The sequence below is a fragment of the Aquilutibacter rugosus genome (assembly GCF_036541335.1).
GTDB lineage: Bacteria > Pseudomonadota > Gammaproteobacteria > Xanthomonadales > Xanthomonadaceae > Aquilutibacter > Aquilutibacter rugosus.
Window position 1 is genome coordinate 562,964 of the sequence record NZ_JAZHBO010000001.1, and the last position, 18,998, is coordinate 581,961.

The following is an 18,998-nucleotide window of genomic DNA, read 5'->3' on the forward strand; positions in this document are numbered from 1 at the left end:
AACGGAAGGTCACGGCAACTCGAGACCGAATGCCGCACTACATCATGAATTCTACGTGGAGCCGCGCTTATTTGCCGATACAGAACGAACTGAAAATGTGTCCCAGCAGTTCGTCGGGCGAGATGCGACCGGTCAGTTCGCCTAGCGTGTCGTGCGCGATGCGCAGTGCTTCGGCGCATAACTCCAGATCCTCGTGGGCCAGATGCATCCGCGAGGTGCCAACCCACTCCTGCGTGCGTTGCAGCGCTTCGGTGTGACGCGCACGTGCAGAGAACTCACCCTCGGACTCGGCCAGTTGTTCCACGCCGACGCTACGGGTAATTGCCTCGCGCAGTTGGCTCAAACCGGCGCCATGCTTGGCGGAGATGATGACAAACGGGTCGTCGGGAAACTCTTCGCGATGCGTGTGCAAGGGCGCGGAGTCGAGCAAGTCGGACTTGTTGTAGATCCACAGGCGCTTGGCGACATCGCGTGCATCGCCGGCCACGGCGGCGATGTCGGGGTGACGCGCATCCAGAACGATCAGCGCCAAGTCGGCGTGCATGGCCTGGGCACGGGCACGGCGAATGCCCTCCTGTTCGATGGCATCGGCGGATTCGCGCAGACCTGCGGTGTCCACCAGCTCGAGCGAGACGCCATCGACGCGTACGATCTCGTGCAGCAGATCGCGCGTGGTGCCGGCAATGTCCGTGACAATGGCCCGATCGTAACCGGCCAGCGCATTGAGCAAGGAGCTCTTGCCGGCGTTCGGCGCACCGAGCAGCACGACATGCGCGCCCTCGTTGAGGCGACGGCCGCGTTCGGCGGCGGCTAGCAGTTCCTCGAGAGCCGCATCGACGCGTCTGAGATTGGATTCAAGCTGGCGCAGTCCCAGCGTTTCCAGTGACTCATCGACAAAGTCGATCGCGGCTTCGACGTGGATGCGCGTGTTGAGCAGCAGTTGCGACACTTCATCGACGCGGCGCGAGAAATCGCCCTGCATCGAACGGCGTGCCGCGCGGGCGGCGCGCGCATCGGTTGCGTTAATCAGATCGGCAATGGCTTCGGCTTGCAGCAAGTCCATGCGGCCTTCGAGAAAGGCGCGCTCGGAGAACTCACCTGCCCGCGCCCGACGTGCACCCAGTCGCACACACAACGCGACCAGTTCCTGCAGTACCGCCGGAGCCCCGTGCGCCTGCAGTTCGGCCACGTCTTCGCCGGTGAAACTGTTGGGCCCCGGAAAATACAGACCCAGGCCATCATCCAGGATGGTGCCCAGCTCGTCACGAAAGGCGCGGTACGTTGCAACGCGTGGCTTGAATGCGACAACGCCGCACACACGTGCGGCGATGTCGTGAGCCAACGGGCCGGAGAGTCGGACGATGCCAACCCCTGCCGCCACCGAACCGGTGGCGACGGCAACGATGGTATCGCGGTCAGCTGACGACGACATTGCCACCTGTGTTCTGCGCATCAACACGCTTATTGATAAACAGCATGATGCCCAGACCGATCAGACCGCTGACCACCCAGTACAGCACCAGACCGGCAGGCATGAACAGCATCAGCAAACCAAACGCCAGCGGCATGTACTTCATGATCTTGACCTGCATTGGATCCATGCCCGGAGCGATCGGCGTGAAATGCTGCGTCAGCATCATGATGGCCACGTTGAGAATCGGCAGAATGAAGAACGGGTCGCGAGCGGTCAGATCCTGGATCCAGCCAATCCACGGCGCGTGACGCAGTTCAACCGACTCGGCCAGCATCCAGTACATGGACATGAAGATCGGAATCTGCAAAAAGGCCGGCAGACAGCCCGCCATCGGGTTGAACTTCTCTTTGCGATACAGCTCCATGGTGGCCATCTGCAGCTTCTGCTTGTCGTCGCCGTAGCGCTCCTGCAGTTGCTTGATACGCGGTGAGAACTGACGCATCTTGGCGGCGGACTTGTATTGCGCTGCGGTCAGCGGATACAGCACGGCGCGAATCACAATGGTCAGGCCCACAATGGCCCAGCCCCAGTTCCCGACCAAGTCATGGATGTGCGACAGCACCCAGAACAGAATGTTGGCAATCCAGGCAAAGATCGAAAAGCTCGAGTAATCGACGGCGCGATCGAGACCCTGCACATTCTGTGCGCCGATCAGATCAATGCGCTTGGGACCCATCCACAGACGGGCGCTGTTCACCAGCTGCTGGCCCGGGGCCACAGTGTGCGCATTGCCGACTTCACGCAATACATATTGCGTTCCGGTGTTCGTGTTGACCGTGGCCGTGTTGAAACGGACCGGCTCTTTGGTATCCGGGATCCAGGCGCTGAAGAAGTGATGCTGCAGCATGCCGATCCAACCGCCGGTCGAAGGCTGGTTCAGCGCGTCTTCCTTGGCGAACTTGTCAAAGGCACGCTTGTCGTACTTTTCAGCATCGGAATACCAGGCAGCGCCGTTGAAGCTATACGACTCCGGATGCATCGGGCCCTTGCTGGCCAAATGCATCGGCACGCGCGAGAGCTGACGATAGTTAAAGGCAGACCACGGCGTGGTGCCGGCGTTGCTCACAACATCCTGCACGTCGACTGCATATTGGCCACGCTTAAAGGTGTAGGTCCGCGTCACGGTGACACCGTTTTCGCCGCGCCAGACAAACGGCACCTTCAGTTCGTTCTGACCGGCAGCCAGCACATACGGACCTGCAGAGGCCGGAACAAACGTCGCCTCGTGCGTCGGCGCTGCCGCACCGTTGGCACCGACCCAGCCGGTTTGCGCGGCATAGTAGGTTTCCGGCGCATCGGACATCAGGACTACATTGTCCTTGCCGTCTTTCACAATCGGATATTGCAGCAGTTGCGCGTAGGTCACGGCCGCACCGTTGAGGCGCACCTTGAGCACGTCGGTCGTCACTTCAATACTCGAAGGCGCAGCAGGCGCCGCACTCATACCGGGCGTGGTGGCGGCTCCCGGGACTGCAGCTGTCGGCACTGCGCCGTTGTTGGCAGCAGCTGCACCCGGCACGGCACTGTTGCCTTTGACCGCAGTCGCGGCAGTGGCTTGCGGATTGGCAGCCGCCACCTGTTTGGCGCGCTGATCCGAATTCCAGTTCATGAACAGCAATGCCGCCACCATGAGCCAAGCAAAAATGAGAAAGGTGCGGGTCTGATTCATGAGTCGGTTGAACTACCGTCGTTTGGACTAGGGGAAAGATGCGGCAAACCGCCCTTAGATTCAAGGGCTGCGAAGGCGCCGCAACGTTTTGCAAGCTGGTCAAATGTCCGTCGCAGTTGCGATGGCGACAAGGCCGCTGCACCGGGACGGGCGACGACCACTAAATCGTAGCCCGACAACGCAGTGCGTTGCAGACGAAAATGATCACGTAGGATGCGTTTGATGCGATTGCGGCCCACCGCTCGCTTATCGACCTTGCGGCTGATGGCTAAGCCGAGACGGGCCTCATTGCCGGTCTTTAGACAATGCAAAGCCAGCACGGGCAACGCTTTACGTTGCCCATGCTGGAATATGCGGTCAAAATCGGTCTTGGCCCGCACCCGCGCTGTAGGCGGATACTTCATGGCCGGTTAGACCGAGAGTCAGCAGTGCTTGCGCCGATTAGGCGCAGAGCACCTTGCGACCCTTGGCACGACGACGTGCCAGGACCTTGCGGCCGTCGGCAGTTGCCATACGGGCACGGAAACCGTGGTCGCGCTTGCGCTTGAGATTTGAAGGTTGGTAAGTACGCTTGGTGGCCATGTTAGGGCTCTCCGCGAGATGGACTCGCGCTAATACGAAAGGGAAAGACCGTCGATTATAGCGGGGATATTTGCAACGCGCAAGTCGGATTGAAGTCTTGTTCAGGTGAACAGGCCGGCCGGGTGCGACAATACTCGCCATGACCCCCTTTCCCCATTCCGCCGATTCGGCGGTCGAGCTGCGCCATGTGCGCCTGGACCGCGACGGCCGCACCATTGTGGATGACATTGACCTACGGATCCCGAATGGTTCCGTGGTCGCCATCCTGGGGCCTTCAGGCAGCGGCAAATCCACCTTATTGGCTGCTCTGACCGGTGAATTGCCGGTCGCCGCCGGTGAAATTCGCGTGCTCGGCCAGCCCATCCCCCGGTCCAGTCGGGATTTGCTGAACTTCAGGCGCCGCATGGGCGTGCTGCTGCAAGGCAACGGCTTGCTCACCGATCTGACCGTAGCCGACAACGTCGCCCTGCCCCTGCGCACCCACACGGATCTCGACCCGCAGATTATTGACACCCTGGTGTCCCTGAAACTGCACGCCGTCGGGCTTGGCAAGGTCGGCAATGCCTACCCGCGCGAGCTGTCGGGGGGTATGGCCCGCCGCGTCGCCCTGGCCCGCGCCCTGGCGTTGGATCCGCCGTTGATGATTTACGATGAGCCCCTGACCGGTCTGGACCCTATTGCCAGCGGAGTCGTGATGAGCCTAGTGCAAGGTCTGAATCAGTCGCTGCATCTGACCTCCATCATCGTCACCCACCACGTACGCGAGACCTTGCCGATCTGTGATCTGGCCGTCGTCATTGCCAATGGTCAGGTGATCTTTCAGGGCACCCCGAGTGAGCTCGAGTCCAGTACGGACCCGCTGGTTCGTCAGTTCCTGGCCGGCGAACCCGAAGGCCCGATCCGCTTCGACGCGGAACCGCGCGGGGAGACTGTCTGATGATTTTTGAATCCTCCCTACGCCAACTCGGCCGCATCGGCCTGTTCCTGGGCGCCGTGTTGCGGGCCTCGAAACCGGACCGTGACCTGCTCCGCGAGCTAGTCCGCGAGATATATAAGATCGGTGCACGTTCGCTGCCAATCATCGCCGTTGGCGGCGCGTTCGTCGGGCTTGTGCTCACTTTGCAGGGCTATCGGACCCTTAGTGTGTTCGGTGCATCGAACTCCCTGTCCACCCTGCTGGGTCTGTCGCTGTACCGCGAGCTGGGACCGGTTCTAACCGCGCTGCTGTTCATCGGCCGCGCGGGCTCATCCATCGCAGCTGAGCTGGGGCTGATGCGCGCAACCGACCAGATCACCGCGCTGAACCTGATGGCCATCGACCCGATCCGCAAGGCCGTGGTGCCGCGCTTCTGGGCCGCCGTAATCGCCGTGCCGTTGCTGACGGGCTTTTTCTGCCTGTTTGCCATCGTCGCGTCCTATCTCGAAGCGGTTCATGCCATCGGACTCGATGCCGGCTACTTCTGGCCTGCGCTGCGCGACAACGTCGATTTCGTCGATGACTTCCTGGTCGCTCTACTTAAATCGGCCGTGTTCGGCGGCGTCGCGTCGCTGATTGCGGCCTACGTCGGCTTCCACGCCGAACCCACCATCGAAGGCACCAGCCTGGCCACTACCAAGGCCGTGGTGAATGCCTCGCTGCTGACTCTGATGCTGAACTTCATCATGTCAGCCCTGCTGTTCCAGTAACAGGATTCCGGATTATGAAAAACAAGATTGAATTTGCCGTAGGCGCGTTTCTGGCTTTGGCCCTGGCGGCACTGATGGTGCTGGCCTTCGCTTCGACCAATGGCAAGTGGTCACTGGGCGGCGGCACCTACGCCATCAGGGCCAAGTTCCCCAACACCGGCGCTCTGCGCGTCAATGCGCCGGTCAAAGTCGGCGGCGTGGCCATCGGTGCGGTCAGCGACATTGCTCTGGACAAGAACTACGATGCAGTCGCCACGCTGGCGATCAAGGATGAGTACAAGTTGTCCGCAGACACTTCGGCCAGCATTCTGACTAGCGGCCTGCTGGGCGAGAGCTACGTCAACCTGCAACCGGGCGGCGATGCAAAAGATCTGCGCAATGGCGACGAACTCTTTATTACGCAAGGCGCTGTGGATCTGATGTCGCTGGTCGGCAAATTCATGTTCAGCGGCGGTGCGGAAAAGGAACCGCAAAATAGCGGGAACGATTCGGCCCCCCCGCCGGTCAAGGACAAAGCTACGGAATCCGACTCGGCACCTGTCGAGAACACCCCGGACCCGGCCGCCGAGCCCGCCCTGCCGGACTACCTGCAAGATTAAATTCCGATTTTGGAGTCTTTTGTGACTATGAAGCGTACGACCCTTTCCCTGATTCTTTCGGCTGCCCTGATCGGCACCATCGCTCCCCTGCAAGCCAATGCCCAAGCCGCCGTCGCGACCGGCAAGGTGGCCGCAGGTTCGCCTAGCGCCATCGTGCTGAATAGCTCGACCTCGATTCTCAACACGCTCGAAGCCAAGCGCGCCGATTTCTCGCGCAACCGGGCCTCGCTGCAATCGTTCGTCGACTCGCAGTTCGGCGTGCTGTTCGATCGCAACTATGCCGCCCGTATGGTGCTGGGTAAGTATGCCCGCGGTGCATCGGAGTCCGACATCGCCGGTTTTGGTCAGGCCCTGCAAGGCAGCCTGATGCGCCGTTACGGTTCGGCTCTACTCGATTTCAACACCAAGCTGACCGTTCGCGTCGCCAGCGAGCGCGCCGTCAAGAACGGTGAGATCGTCGCCGTTAACGCCGTCTACACCGCCCCGCGCGGCCAACCGCTGAACGTGATCTACCTGTTCCGCAAGAGCGGTTCGCAGTGGAAGGCGTTCGACGTCATGTTCGAAGGCGTCAGCATGGTTCAGACTTTCCGTGACCAGTTCGCCGGTCCGCTGTCGCGCAAGAGCATTGCGCAAGTGACCTCGGACCTGCGCGCCGGCAAGATCTCGGCCGAAGCCAACTGATTGCCCACCATGAGTAACGGACTCCGTCATCAACTGCAGGGACAGCAGCTCAGCTTGTCGGGTGAGTTGAACGTGGCAACGGCTACGGCCGCGCTGCAAACACTGCGTTCGCTGCACGGAGTCCGCTACCTGCATCTCGAAGGCCTGCAATCACTCGATAGTGCCGGCCTGGCCACACTGGTTCGTTGGCTCGAACCGTACTCCGCGATGGATCGTCCCGTCATTCTCAGCGAGTCGTCTGTACTTGCCGAATTGCGAACCGCCTATCGCCTCAACGGGCAATTGCAGCCCGTGCACTCCGCCTCGCTTTAACTCACTGCCACTGCCACTGCCATGAATCGCCCTCCACTCCATCGTGCCTTGCTGATCGCATTGCTAATGCCTGCGTTGAGCTTTGCCCAGGAGAGCGATCTCCAACAGACCGCAACGGCAGATGTCGCCACGGCCACGCCGCCTGCGACGGTTGCGCCAGACCAACAACCCGCACCAAGCACCAACGCCGAAGAACAAAGCGTTGTCACCGAGCCGGTCGCTGACGCCGCCGAATCCAGTTCCGGCGCCGAGCCCGAACAGGATGCTGCCGATGCGGACTTCGCACTGCTGTATGGCGATGGCGCCGCTGCTGCACAAGATGGCAGTTACAACCCCATCGGCGACCCCACATTGCCCAACGCTGCTCAAGTCGGCGAGATCTGGGATCCGTGGGAGCGGTACAACCGGCAAGTGCACAAGTTCAATAAAGCGGTGGATGACAAGCTCGCCAAACCCCTGGCACGTGGTTATGTGGAGCACGTGCCGCGCCTGGTGCGCTTAGGTGTCAATAACTTTTTTAATAATCTCCGCCTGCCGGTCAGCGCAGTGAACTCACTGCTGCAGGGCAAGCCCAATAACGCCGCCCGCAATCTGGCGCGTTTTGCGGTGAACTCGACCCTGGGTCTAGGCGGTGTAGTCGATGCCGCCGCCGACGCCAATCTCAATGAGCGCGCCGAGGATTTTGGCCAGACCATGGGCACTTGGGGCTGGCAACGTTCGCGCTACATCGAACTGCCGTTCTTTGGACCGCGCACCCTGCGCGATACCGTGGGCATGTTTGTCGATGCACCGATCTCTCCTGTTCGGCATGTCGCCGATCAGAATGTGCGCCTTGGACTGCAGGGACTGAGCCTTGTCGATGTGCGCGCCGAACTGCTGACGCTCGACGGCCTGACCGAAGGCATTGAAGATGACTACCTGCTGTTGCGCGATACCTGGTCGCGCCGCCGCATGTACCAGATCAATAGCGATCGCCGTCGTGCCAAGGACGAGCCGCAACTGCCCGACTACCTGGATGACGACCGCAACCCGCAGGCACCTGCCGATGCGATTCCGGTGATTCCGCGCACCTAAGGCGCGTATTCGTCATCCTGCGGCTGCAGATCAAGCGCCGCCGGGTCCTGCTTGTGCACATCGAGCACTTGAACATCGCGTAGAGACCGCTCCAGCGCGCGGACTCGCACCGCGTTGTCGCCCAGTGTCCGTTGCACTGTGGCGAGTTGCCCGTTGGCCTTTTCGACCATGCCGGCATACTTGCCGAACTCGACTTTGACCTTGCTCAGCACGTTCCAAACATCGCCCGAGCGCTTCTCGATGGCGATAGAGCGAAAGCCCATTTGCAGTGCATTGAGCAGAGCCAACAGCGTCGTGGGGCCGGCGACCGTGACCTTTAGTTCGCGCTGCAAGCGCTCGAACAGGCCGGGACGTCGCAGAACCTCGGCATAGAGGTTTTCTGTCGGCAAGAACAGAATGGCGAAATCCGTGGTGTGCGGAGGCTGCACATATTTGTCTGCGATCTTTTTCGCCTCGGCTCGGATCTTGAGTTCCAGCGCTGCACCTGCGGCTTCGACCGCGACTTTGTCGGCCGCCTCCTGCGCCGCCATTAACCGCTCGTAGTCCTCGGTCGGAAACTTGGAATCGATCGGTAACCACACCGTGCCGCCATCGTCACCGCGGCCGGGAAACTTGATGGCGAACTCGACGCGTGCCGCACTGCCCGGGACGGTTGCGATATCCACCCCATATTGCTCGGGCGTAAAGACCTGTTCCAGCAACATGGACAACTGGGTCTCGCCGAACATGCCGCGCGTTTTGACATTAGTCAGCACGCGCTTGAGATCGCCCACACCGCTAGCCAGCTCCTGCATCTCGCCTAAGCCGCGATGCACACTCTCGAGTTTCTCGGACACCTGCTTGAACGAAGCATCAAGGCGTTCGTTGAGTGTGCCGGTCAGTTTTTCATCGACCGTTTCGCGCATGCGATCAAGCTTTTCGGCATTGTCCTTTTGCAGACTGGTCAGCGACTGGGTCAGTCCGTTGCGCACCTCGTTCAAGGACTGCACGTTGGTGTCGCGCAGTTGGGTTAGCGTGGCATTGAGGTTCTGCTGCAGATGTTGCTGCGAATTCTGCAGCTCGGTCCGCACATCACTCAAGCTACGCCGCAGTAATTCAATGCTCTCGACCTGCTGCGTACCGAAGCGGATCAACTGATCGTTGAGTTCGGTGCGGCCATCACGTTGGTCATTGCGCAGCTGCGCCTGCAGACGCTCACTGAGCTCGGCAAACGGCGCCAGCGACGGTTTACGCAACAGCAGTACGACCTGGGCAATCAGCACCAGGACGGAGACGACGAGTAACGCAACGACAAGGAGTTGAAGGTTCATCCCGCCACTTTAACGCGGCGGTGTCTCACTCAATGCGATTACTAATTAATCGAGAACGCGCGCAAAGACCGCTTTGAGGTAACGCGATTCGTTGACTTGTGCGAGCCACGGGTGATCGGGACCTGCGCCTGTCACCTTGAGAATCTGCACCGTACGACCCGAGTAGAAGGCAGCGCGGCGCAGCATGTCGAGGAACTGATCTTCGGAGACGAGGCCGGTGCACGAAAACGTTGCAAACAGACCGCCGGGCTTGAGCACCGACAGCGCAAGTTTGTTCATGTCCAGATACTTTTTCAGCGCCGGAATGACCTGATCGCGATCACGCGTCATCTTGGCCGGGTCGAGAATGACCACATCGTAGAAATCACCACGGTCCGCCGCCTCGCGCAGGAACGGGAAAATATCCGCCTGCGTAAAGCGCACTTGCGCGCCGTTGAGCTTGGCGTTGCCCTTGGCGATGCGAATCACATCCTGATCAATATCCACACCATGGACATCGGCAGCGCCACCCTTGGTGGCTGCGTACACGGCAAACCCACCGGTGTTACAGCACAGATCGAGGACGCGCTTGCCTTCGACATGGCGTGACAGCCACTCGCGGTTCTCGCGCTGATCGGCAAAGAAGCCGGTCTTATGCGCGCCGGCAGGGTCGGCACGGAACTTGACGCCGTACTCCGTGATGATCGCCGGCGGCACCGGATCGGAGGTGCGGTAGTCGAACGACTCCTGCTTCTGCACGTGTTCTTCGGCAAAGCTGTAGAAACGGCAACCGGGGAAGTGCTCGCTGAGCGCAGCAAAGATCCAGTCGCGGTGACGCCAGGCGCCGGCACTGAAGAATTCCACGACGACGAGATCGCCGTAGCGATCGACGACCAGGCCGCTGATACCATCGCCTTCGCTATGGACGACGCGCCACGCATCGGTGACGTCGTCGAGACGCAACACATCACGACGCAGACTGATAGCACCCGCAATCTTGGCGCGGAACCAGGCCTCGTCCACGGGCACGTGACGATCGGATTCGAGAATGCGAATCGCGATGCGCGAATGGCCGTTGTAGAAGCCGCGGCCCAGCCAGCCGCCATCTACGTTCAACACATCGACGATGGTGCCGGGGCGAATGCGCTCGGCGGGTTTCTCGACCAGACGCTGGAAAATCCACGGATGGGTGGATTTATAGGCATTCTTAAGGCGAACGGTAGGGATGGCGTCGGTCATGGCGCGGCTCGGAGCGGGTCGAACCCATCATTTTACCCTTGTCACGGCTGTTCCCTGCCCCCATAGCCATAGCAATGATGCAAGTTCACGAACCCGGCCCCTTCGCCGACACCCCCACGCAACGTGCTGCCGACCGCCGCAAGTTCCGCCGTGCCATCAATGTCACGCTCGCCACAGTGCTGCTGTTACTGGCGATCTACTTCGGTGTGCAGCCGCATTTGAACCTGGCGGCGTGGACCGTGGCGCCGCATTCGACTCAAAGTCTGCTCGGCCTGCTGACGGCGCCCTTGCTGCACGGCTCGGTGGAGCACGTGATGGCGAACTGCATTGCGCTGTGCATTCTGCTGCCGCTGACGCTGATGGTCTATCCGCGGGCCACACTGCGCGGTCTGCCGCTGATGTGGCTGGGCAGCGGGCTGGGCGCATGGCTGCTGGGTACACCGGGGACGCATCACCTAGGCGCCTCGGGGGTGGCGCACGGCCTTCTGTTCCTGGTGATGACGATCGGCCTGATCCGGCGCGATCGCCCGTCCATTGCGGCGGCCCTGATTGCCTTCCTGTTCTACGGCGGGATGTTGCTGACGGTGTTGCCGCAGGAAGCCGGCGTGTCCTGGCAGTCGCACTTAGGCGGCGCCATCGGCGGTGTGCTGGCCGGCGTGCTGTTGCGCAATAGCGATCCGCGGCCGCCACGTCGCCGTTATGCCTTCGAAGATGAATCCGAGCCCGACGATCCGCAGGCCCCGATTCGATTCCCGGGATCCGATCCGAGATAATGGGCTGATGGTCCGTTTTCGATTTCCGCAGGCACTGATTGCTCTGTGCTGCGCAGCGCTGTTGGCCTCCTGCGAGGAGCAAGTCAAACCCACACCTCCGGCCCCGTTTCGCAAGCCGGTCAAGGTTGGTATTGCTCTGGGCGGTGGGGCGGCGCGCGGCTTTGCGCACATTGGCGTGCTCAAAATCCTGGAGGCCAATGGAATCAGGCCGGTGTTCGTGGCAGGCACTTCGGCGGGTTCGCTCGTCGGCGCGCTGTACGCCAGCGGCATGTCGCCGTATCAGCTGCAAGCCGCCGCGGTGGAGCTCAATGAGTCGAGCATCCGCGATATCAGCCTGTTCTCGGGCGGTCTGATCAAGGGTCAGGCGCTGCAGAATTACGTCAATGCGCAGGTTCGCAACCGCACGTTCCAGCAGTTGCCCAAGCCTTTTATCGCCGTGGCTACGCGCCTGGACAATGGCGAGCGCGTCTCGTTCTCACGGGGCAATCTGGGGCAGGCGGTGCGCGCTTCGTGCAGTATTCCGGGCGTGTTCGAGCCGGTCAAAATCAAAGGCGTGTCCTATGTCGATGGCGGGGTGGTCTCGCCCGTACCCGTCGATGCGGCGCGTTCCCTGGGTGCCGATGTGGTAATCGCCGTGGATATCGGATCGGCCCCGATCAAGGGTCAGACGCCCAGCAGCCTGGTGGGTGTGGTCAATCAGTCGATCACGATCATGGGCCGTAAGCTTGGTCAGCAGGAGCTGGCGCGGGCCAATGTGGTGATTCGTCCGGCTGTCGGCACGATTGGCGCGGCCGATTTCGAGTCCCGCGGCAAGGCCATCATGGCCGGTGAGAAGGCGGCACAGGCTGCCCTGCCCGCTATCCGCAAAGCGATCGAGGCCGCTTCGAAACGGTGATTTTTCGCCGATTCACCTAGTAAACGATCTCGACGCGAAAACCGCTCGGACGCTAGCCTGCAGGTAGTGCAAAGCCGCTGAAGCGCTTGACCGTGCGCAGGACAAAACTGGTGTTCACGTCCGCCACGGCCGCATTGTTGAGCAGCCGGTCGAGCAGAAAGGCGCTGAAGTGATCGAGATCGCGCACGGCAATCTGCAGCAAGTAGTCCATGTCGCCGGTCAGAGCGTAGGCGCTGATCACCTCGGGCCATTGACTGACAAAGGCAATGAACTGCTCGATGGCGCCGCTGTCGTGTTGTCTGAGCTGCACGCGGACAAATGACATCAGCCCCAGCCCCATGCCCTGCCGATTGATATGGGCGCGATAGCCCTCGATGATGCCATCCCGCTCCAGACGCTGGATGCGCCGCAAGGTGGCCGACGGACTCAGGTGCACCTGCTCAGCCAGTTCGGCATTGGTGCGCTTGGCATCCTGCTGCAGTAGGGCCAGCAGCTGCAGGTCCAGGCGGTCTAGCGATGTGATCGACATTGCGTTAAACCCAAGTTAATTGGTGAGAATGTGCGCTAATGCCTAATCATACGCTCCCCACGTGCGCCTAGAGCGCATGACGGGCCGAATATTGCACAATCATGGCGTGGCCTTCGCGCTACAGTAAGAGTGTGGGCGTCCTCTCGGCGCCGAGGAACTCGTATGAACATCCAAACCCCGACCCGAGTCGAGTCGCAACTGACCGACAAAGGCTACGTGCCGGTGTACACCACCAACGTGATTGAGCAGCCGTGGGACACCTATTCCGCGACCGATCACGAGGTGTGGCGCACCCTGTTTGCGCGTCAGCAGGAGCTGCTCGTCGGTCGTGCCAGCGATGAGTTCCAACGCAATCAACGCGAAATGGGCATGTCGTCGCAGGCGATTCCCAAGTTCGAGGAGATCAACAAGTCCTTGCGCTCGGCCACGGGCTGGGAGCTGATCGGTGTCGAAGGCCTGTTGCCCGAACTCACCTTTTTCGAGCACCTCGCCAATCGCCGCTTCCCCGTGACGTGGTGGATTCGTCGTCCGGACCAGCTGGATTATCTGAGCGAGCCCGATCTCTTCCACGATCTGTTTGGGCACGTTCCCCTACTGATGAATCCCGTGTTTGCCGATTACATGGCGGCTTACGGCCGTGGTGGCGTCAAGGCGCATGGCATTGCCGAGCGCGCCCGCGAGGCCGCCACTACCGTGATTGACGGCGTGGCCCATGTGGATGAGGCCAGGGCGCTATCGCTGGGATCGGATGCACTCAGCAATCTGACGCGTCTGTACTGGTACACCGTTGAATTCGGCCTGATCCGTCAGCCCGATGGTCTGCGTATTTACGGCAGCGGCATCGTCTCCTCCAAGGGCGAGTCGATTTACTCGCTGGAGAGTGCGGCGCCCAATCGCATCGGCTTTGATCTGGAACGCATCATGCGGACCCGCTATCGCATTGATACCTACCAGAAGACGTACTTTGTGATCGACTCGTACGAGCAACTGATGGAAGCGACCCGCCCCGACTTTACGCCGATCTATCAGAACCTGTCGCAGTTGGATTCGATTCCGGCCGGCAACGTGCTCGACACGGATAAGGTGTATCAGCAAGGCACCGGCGAAGGCTGGCTCCACGACGGCGACGTCTAAGTCCCTTACGAGGCCTTCGGGCTAACGCAGGCCGGCCAGGCCCACGCCGACTAAGCGGTACAACTCACCTGGCGCCTCTACCCGATCGCGCAGATCGAGCGCGAGCTCGGCCAGTTCAATGGCATCGCGCGGCATCTGCGGCGGCGTGATGGATCGGGTGAGCGTACGAAACTCGGCCGTCTTCAGTTTGAGTACCACCGTGCGAGCATGACGGCGCGGCACCGAGCGCAGACACTCGCGCTCATAGGCACGCCAAACCCGTTCGGCCAGGCGACGAATGTGCGGCTCCGTAGAATCGAGCGGCAAATCAGTCGCGAAGGTGTCCTCGGCGCTGACTTGCACATGGCTGCGATCGGTATTGACGGGTCGGTCATCAAGGCCATGCGCCAATTGCCACAACCGCCGACCCCAGTCGCCGAACTGTGCCAGCAGCAGTTCCTGACCGAAGGCGCGCAAGTCCGCCGCCGTTCGCAGGCCTACGGTGACGAGCCGGCCTTCCATCACTTTGCCCACACCCGGCAGGCGTCCGACCGGCAAAGGTGCCAGCAAGTCGAGCACCTGCTCGGGCGGCATCACGAACTGACCGTTGGGTTTGTTCCAGTCGCTGCCGATCTTGGCCAGCAACTTGTTCGGCGCGATGCCTGCGGATGCCGTCAGGAACTGATCTTCAAAGATGAGGCCGCGGATTTGCGCGGCGAGCTCTGCGACGGCGTCTAAGGTGGGCGCGGATTCGGTGACGTCGAGATACGCTTCGTCTAATGACAGGGGTTCGATGCGATCGGTGAATTGCGCAAAGATCTCGTGGATGCGTTGTGAGGCTGCTTTATATCGGTGGAAATCCGGCGGAACAAACACCGCCTGCGGACAGAGGCGCTCGGCGGTGATGGCGGGCATGGCCGACCGCACGCCGAACCGTCTGGCCTCGTACGAAGCAGCGCAAACCACCGAGCGCGCACCACGCCAAGCCACGACGACCGGCCGATCGCGCAGGGTCTCATCGTCACGCTGTTCGACCGACGCATAGAACGCGTCCATGTCAACGTGGATAATTTTTCGCTGGCCGTAGTTGAACTTCACACTGCCAATTATTCGGCAATTTGAGACAATAGCGTTTTCTGACTAACGGAAGTGCCCGCCGTGACCGACTATTCCCCGCGTTCGTCCCATGTGTCACTCACCCGCTTTCTGCTCGAGGCGCAGCATCAGGGCCAGATCGATGCCGAACTGCGTCTGTGCATCACGGTGGTCGCGCAGGCCTGTAAGGCCATCAGCATTGCGGTCGGCAAGGGCGCGTTGGGCGGCGTGTTGGGCGATGCCGGTACCGGCAACATCCAGGGCGAGGCGCAAAAGAAGCTCGACGTGATCTCCAACGAGATCCTGATGGATGCCAATGCCTGGGGCGGTCACTTGGCCGGCATGGCCTCCGAGGAAATGGATCATGCAGTGCCCGTGCCCAAGCACGATCGCGATGACGATGCCAAATACCTGCTGCTGTTCGATCCGCTCGACGGCTCTTCGAACATTGACGTAAACATTTCGGTCGGCACGATTTTCAGCGTGTTGCCGTATCAGGGCAGCGGCGAACTGCGTGACGAGGACTTTCTGCAACCGGGCACTGCGCAAGTCGCCGCCGGCTATTGCACCTACGGACCCAGCACCATGCTGGTACTGACCGTTGGGCACGGCACGCATGCGTTTACTCTCGATCGCGAAGTCGGTTCGTTTGTGCTGACCACGCCGAATGTCACCATCCCTGAGGACACGCGCGAGTTCGCAGTGAACATGTCCAATCAGCGCTTCTGGGAACCGCAGATGCAGAACTACGTCGGCGATCTGCTCAAGGGCAAGACCGGTCCGCGCGAAAAGGACTTCAACATGCGTTGGGTCGCCTCGATGGTGGCCGATGTGCATCGTATTCTGACTCGCGGCGGCATCTTCTCGTATCCGCTCGATGAAAAGTGCGCCGACAAGGGCGGCAAATTGCGTCTGATGTACGAGGCCAACCCGATGGCACTACTGGTCGAACAAGCCGGCGGTGCCGCCAGCACGGGTCGTCAACGCATGCTCGACGTCACTCCGGCCAACCTGCACCAGCGCGTGCCGGTGTTCCTGGGTTCGCGCAACGAGGTCGAGGCCGCCGAGAAATATCATCGCGACTAACTCTGCTCGTGTAGCTTGCATGCACTGAAAAGGCGGCGATCATTACGATCAGCCGCCTTCTTTATGGACTCGCTTGTGGTGCTGTGGCCTTGGGCTTACGCGACGGCCAGATAGCGGCTGCGGATGTCGCCGGCTAGGCGCACAAAATCGGTAAACACGGCCGGCTTCTGGAAATGCGCGCTGACTTTTAGGGCATCGGAGGCGACGCGTTCGAGCGGCTCATCGCTGGTGGACATAATCACGACCGGCAGATTGGCGAAGTGGGAGTCGGCACGCAGGGCGCGGAGTACATCGAGACCGTTCATGCGCGGCATGTTGAAATCCAGCAGAATCAACCGCAAGGCGCTGCGCAAATCGGAATCCTGACCCAGCACTTGCACCGCTTCGACCGGATCGGTCATGACCAGAAATTGCTGCTCCAAGCCCGCCTGTTCAAAGGCCATGCGAGCAAGGTCGGCGTCATCGCGCGAGTCATCGATCATTACGATGGCTCCGGCGGACACATCACCGTTGGTTTGGTCTTGGGCAAACATGAGATAGGTAGCGTTTTACTTCATGTACTTGATCAACTTTGCATTCTAAATTCTGCAGTGTGAAGATTAGGTCAATGCGTGAATGCGCAATTCACGTCTGCCGCCGATGTTTTATGATTAGGCATGATTGAATTCCTGACCGGGCTGCCGTATCTCAAGCTGCTTCTGATTGGCTTTTGGTTGGCCTATGTGCTGATCCTCGGTGCGTGGATTGTGCTGCAAAAGCGCGACCCGGCCGCCACCTTGAGCTGGATCATTTCGCTGTCGCTGCTGCCGTATGTCGGCTTTCTCATCTACTACCTGATCGGTCCCATGCGGGTGCATCGGCAACGTCTGCGACGTTTGCGCTCCAGTGCCAACTTCCGCAAGATTGATGCATTCAAGGACAAGGATCGCGATGCGGTTGAACTCTCGCGCATGATCCAAGCCTCGACAGGCCTAGCCCCGACCACGGCTCGCTCGGTCAAGTTGCTGGTAGATGGCGGCAATAAGTACCCTGCTCTGCTCGAAGCGATTGCCGGGGCCCGCGATCACATCCATATCGAGTACTACATTTTTCTCGGCGACAAGACCGGTAATTCGATCTTGCAGGCACTCATCACCAAGGCGCGCGAGGGGGTCAAGGTGCGGTTGCTGATCGATGCGGTCGGGTCTTCCAAGCTGAAACGCAAGGTGCTGGTACCGCTGATTGAGGCGGGCGGCGAGGTGGCGTGGTTCCATCCCACGCGCTGGTTCCGGTTCTGGCAAAAGTCGTGGATGAATCTGCGGACTCACCGCAAGATCGTAGTGATCGACGACACCATCGGCTTTTGCGGGGGCATCAATGTCACCGATGACGAGGACGAGCGTCTGAGCGACAGGGCCTTTCGCGATCTGCACGTCCGTCTCGAAGGCAATATCGTCCGCTCACTGCAGCTGCTGTTTATGGAGGACTGGGCCTACGCAACGGACACCAAGCCCCTGCCGATTGCGCATCCGACGCCGGTCACCGGCCCGGTACTGGCGCAGATCGTCGCCTCGGGTCCGGACTCCAATGTCGAGGCCATCCACCGCACGTTCGTCACTATGATCAACAATGCCAAGTCGCGCGTGTGGCTGATGACGCCCTACTTTGTTCCCGGCGAGGCGGCGCGCATGGCCCTGACTTCGGCCGCCTATAGCGGGCTCGATGTCCGTGTGATGTTGCCAAAGGTCTCCGACAGCAAGCTGGTCACCCATGCCGCCCGTTCCTATTTTGATGAGCTGCTTGAGGCCGGCGTCAAAATCCACGAATACGGCCCCCGCATGCTTCACAGCAAGGCCATCCTCTGCGATGACGAGACCTTTATGGTCGGCAGTGCCAACTTCGATCAGCGCAGTTTCCGCCTGAACTTTGAGGCCATGGTGCTCATCCAGGACCGAGCCATCGGCGATGAGTTCGCCGAGTTGTTCGAATACGAGATGAAATCGGCCCCCCTAGTCCGCGACGATCGGCATCGCGGCTTCTTCTCCGCCAAACTGCCCGAAGCCGTGGCCCGTCTGATGTCTCCCCTGCTATGACCGTTCTGAGCGTCAACGTCAACAAAATCGCCGTTCTGCGCAACTCCCGCGGTGGCTCTCTGCCCGATCCGGTAGAGTTTGCCCGACGCTGCCTGCAATACGGCGCCCACGGCATTACGGTTCACCCCCGCCCTGACGCCCGCCACATCCGCGCCGACGACGTGTACCGTCTGGCCGAGCTCTGCGCCCAAGTCGGGGTCGAGTTCAATATCGAAGGCAACCCCTTCGCCCCACCCCGACCCGGATACCCTGGCCTGCTCGCCCTGTGCCAGCAGACCCGCCCGGCACAAGTCACCTTTGTGCCCGATGGCGATGGCCAGATCACCTCAGACCATGGCTTTGATTTCGCCGCAGATGCCGACACGTTGCGTGCTGTTATTCCCTCGTTCAAAGACGTTGGCAGCAGGATCAGTTGCTTCGCCGATGCCGAGACCACCGACTTCTCGCTGGCTGCAGCCGTCGGCGCCGATCGGATCGAGCTCTACACCGGCCCCTATGCCGAGGCGTACCATCAGGTCCAGTTCTCTGACAATGACTGCAAGATGGCCGACGATGCTGGCCTATCCGCCAGTCTGGATCACTTTGCAGCGGCGGCGGCACGCGCTCAAGCGGCCGGTCTGGGCGTCAATGCCGGTCACGATCTGTCAGCGGCTAACCTAGTTCTGTTCCTGCGCAATGTGCCGCAAGTCGCCGAGGTCTCGATCGGCCACGCACTAGTTGCCGAGAGTCTCTATGCGGGGCTGGAGTCCACTATTGCGTCCTACCTCACAGCCCTGACTTAAGCCAAAACCTGCGCTCCAACCATAAAAAACGCCGCCCAACTGGGCGGC

General features: G+C 60.8%; 21 protein-coding genes. 12 read left to right on the plus strand and 9 right to left on the minus strand.

Annotated elements, in window-relative coordinates; genetic code table 11:
• Positions 1 to 67 precede the first annotated feature (67 nt).
• Genes mnmE through rpmH form a run of 4 tightly spaced genes read right to left on the minus strand, consistent with a single transcriptional unit; the run spans position 68 to position 3,725 of the window.
• Positions 68 to 1,432: a tRNA uridine-5-carboxymethylaminomethyl(34) synthesis GTPase MnmE gene (gene mnmE, locus V3390_RS02655; protein WP_331703248.1), complete on the minus strand. Its 1,365-nt coding sequence runs from the start codon at positions 1,430 to 1,432 to the stop codon at positions 68 to 70.
• On the minus strand, positions 1,416 to 3,143 hold the full coding sequence (yidC, locus tag V3390_RS02660) for a membrane protein insertase YidC (RefSeq protein WP_331703249.1): 1,728 nt from the start codon (positions 3,141 to 3,143) through the stop codon (positions 1,416 to 1,418). The genes mnmE and yidC overlap by 17 nt, the downstream gene beginning before the upstream one ends.
• A complete protein-coding gene (gene rnpA, locus V3390_RS02665) occupies positions 3,140 to 3,547 on the minus strand; it encodes a ribonuclease P protein component (RefSeq protein WP_331703250.1) in 408 nt (135 codons plus the stop codon). Before rnpA ends, yidC begins: the two co-directional genes overlap by 4 nt.
• Positions 3,548 to 3,584: 37 nt before the next feature.
• Positions 3,585 to 3,725: a 50S ribosomal protein L34 gene (gene rpmH / locus V3390_RS02670; RefSeq protein WP_331690198.1), complete on the minus strand. Its 141-nt coding sequence runs from the start codon at positions 3,723 to 3,725 to the stop codon at positions 3,585 to 3,587.
• 139 nt (positions 3,726 to 3,864) lie between these two features.
• Between rpmH and V3390_RS02675 the strand changes: the two genes are divergently transcribed.
• The 6 genes from V3390_RS02675 to V3390_RS02700 are packed head-to-tail and all read left to right on the plus strand — an operon-like array spanning position 3,865 to position 8,077.
• Positions 3,865 to 4,662 carry an ABC transporter ATP-binding protein gene (locus tag V3390_RS02675; RefSeq protein ID WP_331690199.1) on the plus strand — a complete coding sequence of 266 codons (798 nt, stop codon included), beginning with the start codon at positions 3,865 to 3,867 and terminating at the stop codon, positions 4,660 to 4,662.
• A complete protein-coding gene (locus V3390_RS02680; protein WP_331703251.1) occupies positions 4,662 to 5,411 on the plus strand; it encodes an MlaE family lipid ABC transporter permease subunit in 750 nt (249 codons plus the stop codon). The genes V3390_RS02675 and V3390_RS02680 overlap by 1 nt, the downstream gene beginning before the upstream one ends.
• Before the next feature lie 14 nt (positions 5,412 to 5,425).
• On the plus strand, positions 5,426 to 6,010 hold the full coding sequence (gene mlaD / locus V3390_RS02685) for an outer membrane lipid asymmetry maintenance protein MlaD (protein ID WP_331703252.1): 585 nt from the start codon (positions 5,426 to 5,428) through the stop codon (positions 6,008 to 6,010).
• Between the two features lie 27 nt (positions 6,011 to 6,037).
• Complete coding sequence (locus V3390_RS02690) at positions 6,038 to 6,691, plus strand: MlaC/ttg2D family ABC transporter substrate-binding protein (protein WP_331703253.1); 654 nt, start codon at positions 6,038 to 6,040, stop codon at positions 6,689 to 6,691.
• Between the two features lie 9 nt (positions 6,692 to 6,700).
• Positions 6,701 to 7,003 carry an STAS domain-containing protein gene (locus V3390_RS02695; RefSeq protein WP_331703254.1) on the plus strand — a complete coding sequence of 101 codons (303 nt, stop codon included), beginning with the start codon at positions 6,701 to 6,703 and terminating at the stop codon, positions 7,001 to 7,003.
• 21 nt (positions 7,004 to 7,024) lie between these two features.
• The gene (locus tag V3390_RS02700) at positions 7,025 to 8,077 is read left to right on the plus strand and encodes an MlaA family lipoprotein (protein ID WP_331703255.1); all 1,053 of its coding nucleotides are present in this window, start codon (positions 7,025 to 7,027) and stop codon (positions 8,075 to 8,077) included.
• On the opposite strand, the gene V3390_RS02705 is transcribed toward V3390_RS02700, so the two are convergent.
• Positions 8,074 to 9,387: a DNA recombination protein RmuC gene (locus V3390_RS02705; protein ID WP_331703256.1), complete on the minus strand. Its 1,314-nt coding sequence runs from the start codon at positions 9,385 to 9,387 to the stop codon at positions 8,074 to 8,076. The genes V3390_RS02700 and V3390_RS02705 overlap by 4 nt on opposite strands.
• 45 nt (positions 9,388 to 9,432) lie before the next feature.
• Positions 9,433 to 10,605, minus strand: coding sequence for a class I SAM-dependent rRNA methyltransferase (locus V3390_RS02710; protein ID WP_331690206.1), 1,173 nt, complete (start codon positions 10,603 to 10,605; stop codon positions 9,433 to 9,435).
• Positions 10,606 to 10,682: 77 nt separating this feature from the next.
• Here V3390_RS02710 and V3390_RS02715 point away from each other — a divergent pair, with 77 nt between their 5' ends.
• Positions 10,683 to 11,378, plus strand: coding sequence for a rhomboid family intramembrane serine protease (locus tag V3390_RS02715; RefSeq protein WP_425493009.1), 696 nt, complete (start codon positions 10,683 to 10,685; stop codon positions 11,376 to 11,378).
• Between the two features lie 7 nt (positions 11,379 to 11,385).
• Positions 11,386 to 12,273, plus strand: a complete 888-nt coding sequence (locus V3390_RS02720; RefSeq protein WP_331690207.1) for a patatin-like phospholipase family protein — start codon at positions 11,386 to 11,388, stop codon at positions 12,271 to 12,273.
• A 52-nt stretch (positions 12,274 to 12,325) separates the two neighbouring features.
• Here the strand turns inward: V3390_RS02720 and V3390_RS02725 are convergent, their stop codons facing one another.
• Positions 12,326 to 12,802 carry an Lrp/AsnC family transcriptional regulator gene (locus V3390_RS02725; RefSeq protein WP_331690208.1) on the minus strand — a complete coding sequence of 159 codons (477 nt, stop codon included), beginning with the start codon at positions 12,800 to 12,802 and terminating at the stop codon, positions 12,326 to 12,328.
• Positions 12,803 to 12,964: 162 nt separating this feature from the next.
• On the opposite strand from V3390_RS02725, the gene V3390_RS02730 reads away from it, so the two are divergent.
• Positions 12,965 to 13,936, plus strand: coding sequence for a phenylalanine 4-monooxygenase (locus V3390_RS02730; RefSeq protein WP_331703257.1), 972 nt, complete (start codon positions 12,965 to 12,967; stop codon positions 13,934 to 13,936).
• 21 nt (positions 13,937 to 13,957) lie between these two features.
• Here V3390_RS02730 and dinB read toward each other — a convergent pair whose 3' ends face one another.
• Entirely contained in the window at positions 13,958 to 15,013 is a 1,056-nt protein-coding gene (dinB, locus tag V3390_RS02735; RefSeq protein ID WP_331703258.1) for a DNA polymerase IV, read from the minus strand.
• Between the two features lie 60 nt (positions 15,014 to 15,073).
• On the opposite strand from dinB, the gene V3390_RS02740 reads away from it, so the two are divergent.
• Complete coding sequence (locus V3390_RS02740; protein ID WP_425492985.1) at positions 15,074 to 16,096, plus strand: class 1 fructose-bisphosphatase; 1,023 nt, start codon at positions 15,074 to 15,076, stop codon at positions 16,094 to 16,096.
• A gap of 95 nt (positions 16,097 to 16,191) precedes the next feature.
• On the opposite strand, the gene V3390_RS02745 is transcribed toward V3390_RS02740, so the two are convergent.
• The gene (locus tag V3390_RS02745) at positions 16,192 to 16,629 is read right to left on the minus strand and encodes a response regulator (RefSeq protein WP_331703259.1); all 438 of its coding nucleotides are present in this window, start codon (positions 16,627 to 16,629) and stop codon (positions 16,192 to 16,194) included.
• 123 nt (positions 16,630 to 16,752) lie between these two features.
• On the opposite strand from V3390_RS02745, the gene cls reads away from it, so the two are divergent.
• Positions 16,753 to 18,168 carry a cardiolipin synthase gene (cls, locus tag V3390_RS02750; RefSeq protein WP_331703260.1) on the plus strand — a complete coding sequence of 472 codons (1,416 nt, stop codon included), beginning with the start codon at positions 16,753 to 16,755 and terminating at the stop codon, positions 18,166 to 18,168.
• Positions 18,165 to 18,950 (plus strand): pyridoxine 5'-phosphate synthase, encoded by a 786-nt coding sequence (locus V3390_RS02755; RefSeq protein WP_331703261.1) that lies wholly within the window; start codon positions 18,165 to 18,167, stop codon positions 18,948 to 18,950. Before cls ends, V3390_RS02755 begins: the two co-directional genes overlap by 4 nt.
• The last annotated feature ends 48 nt before the right edge of the window (positions 18,951 to 18,998 follow it).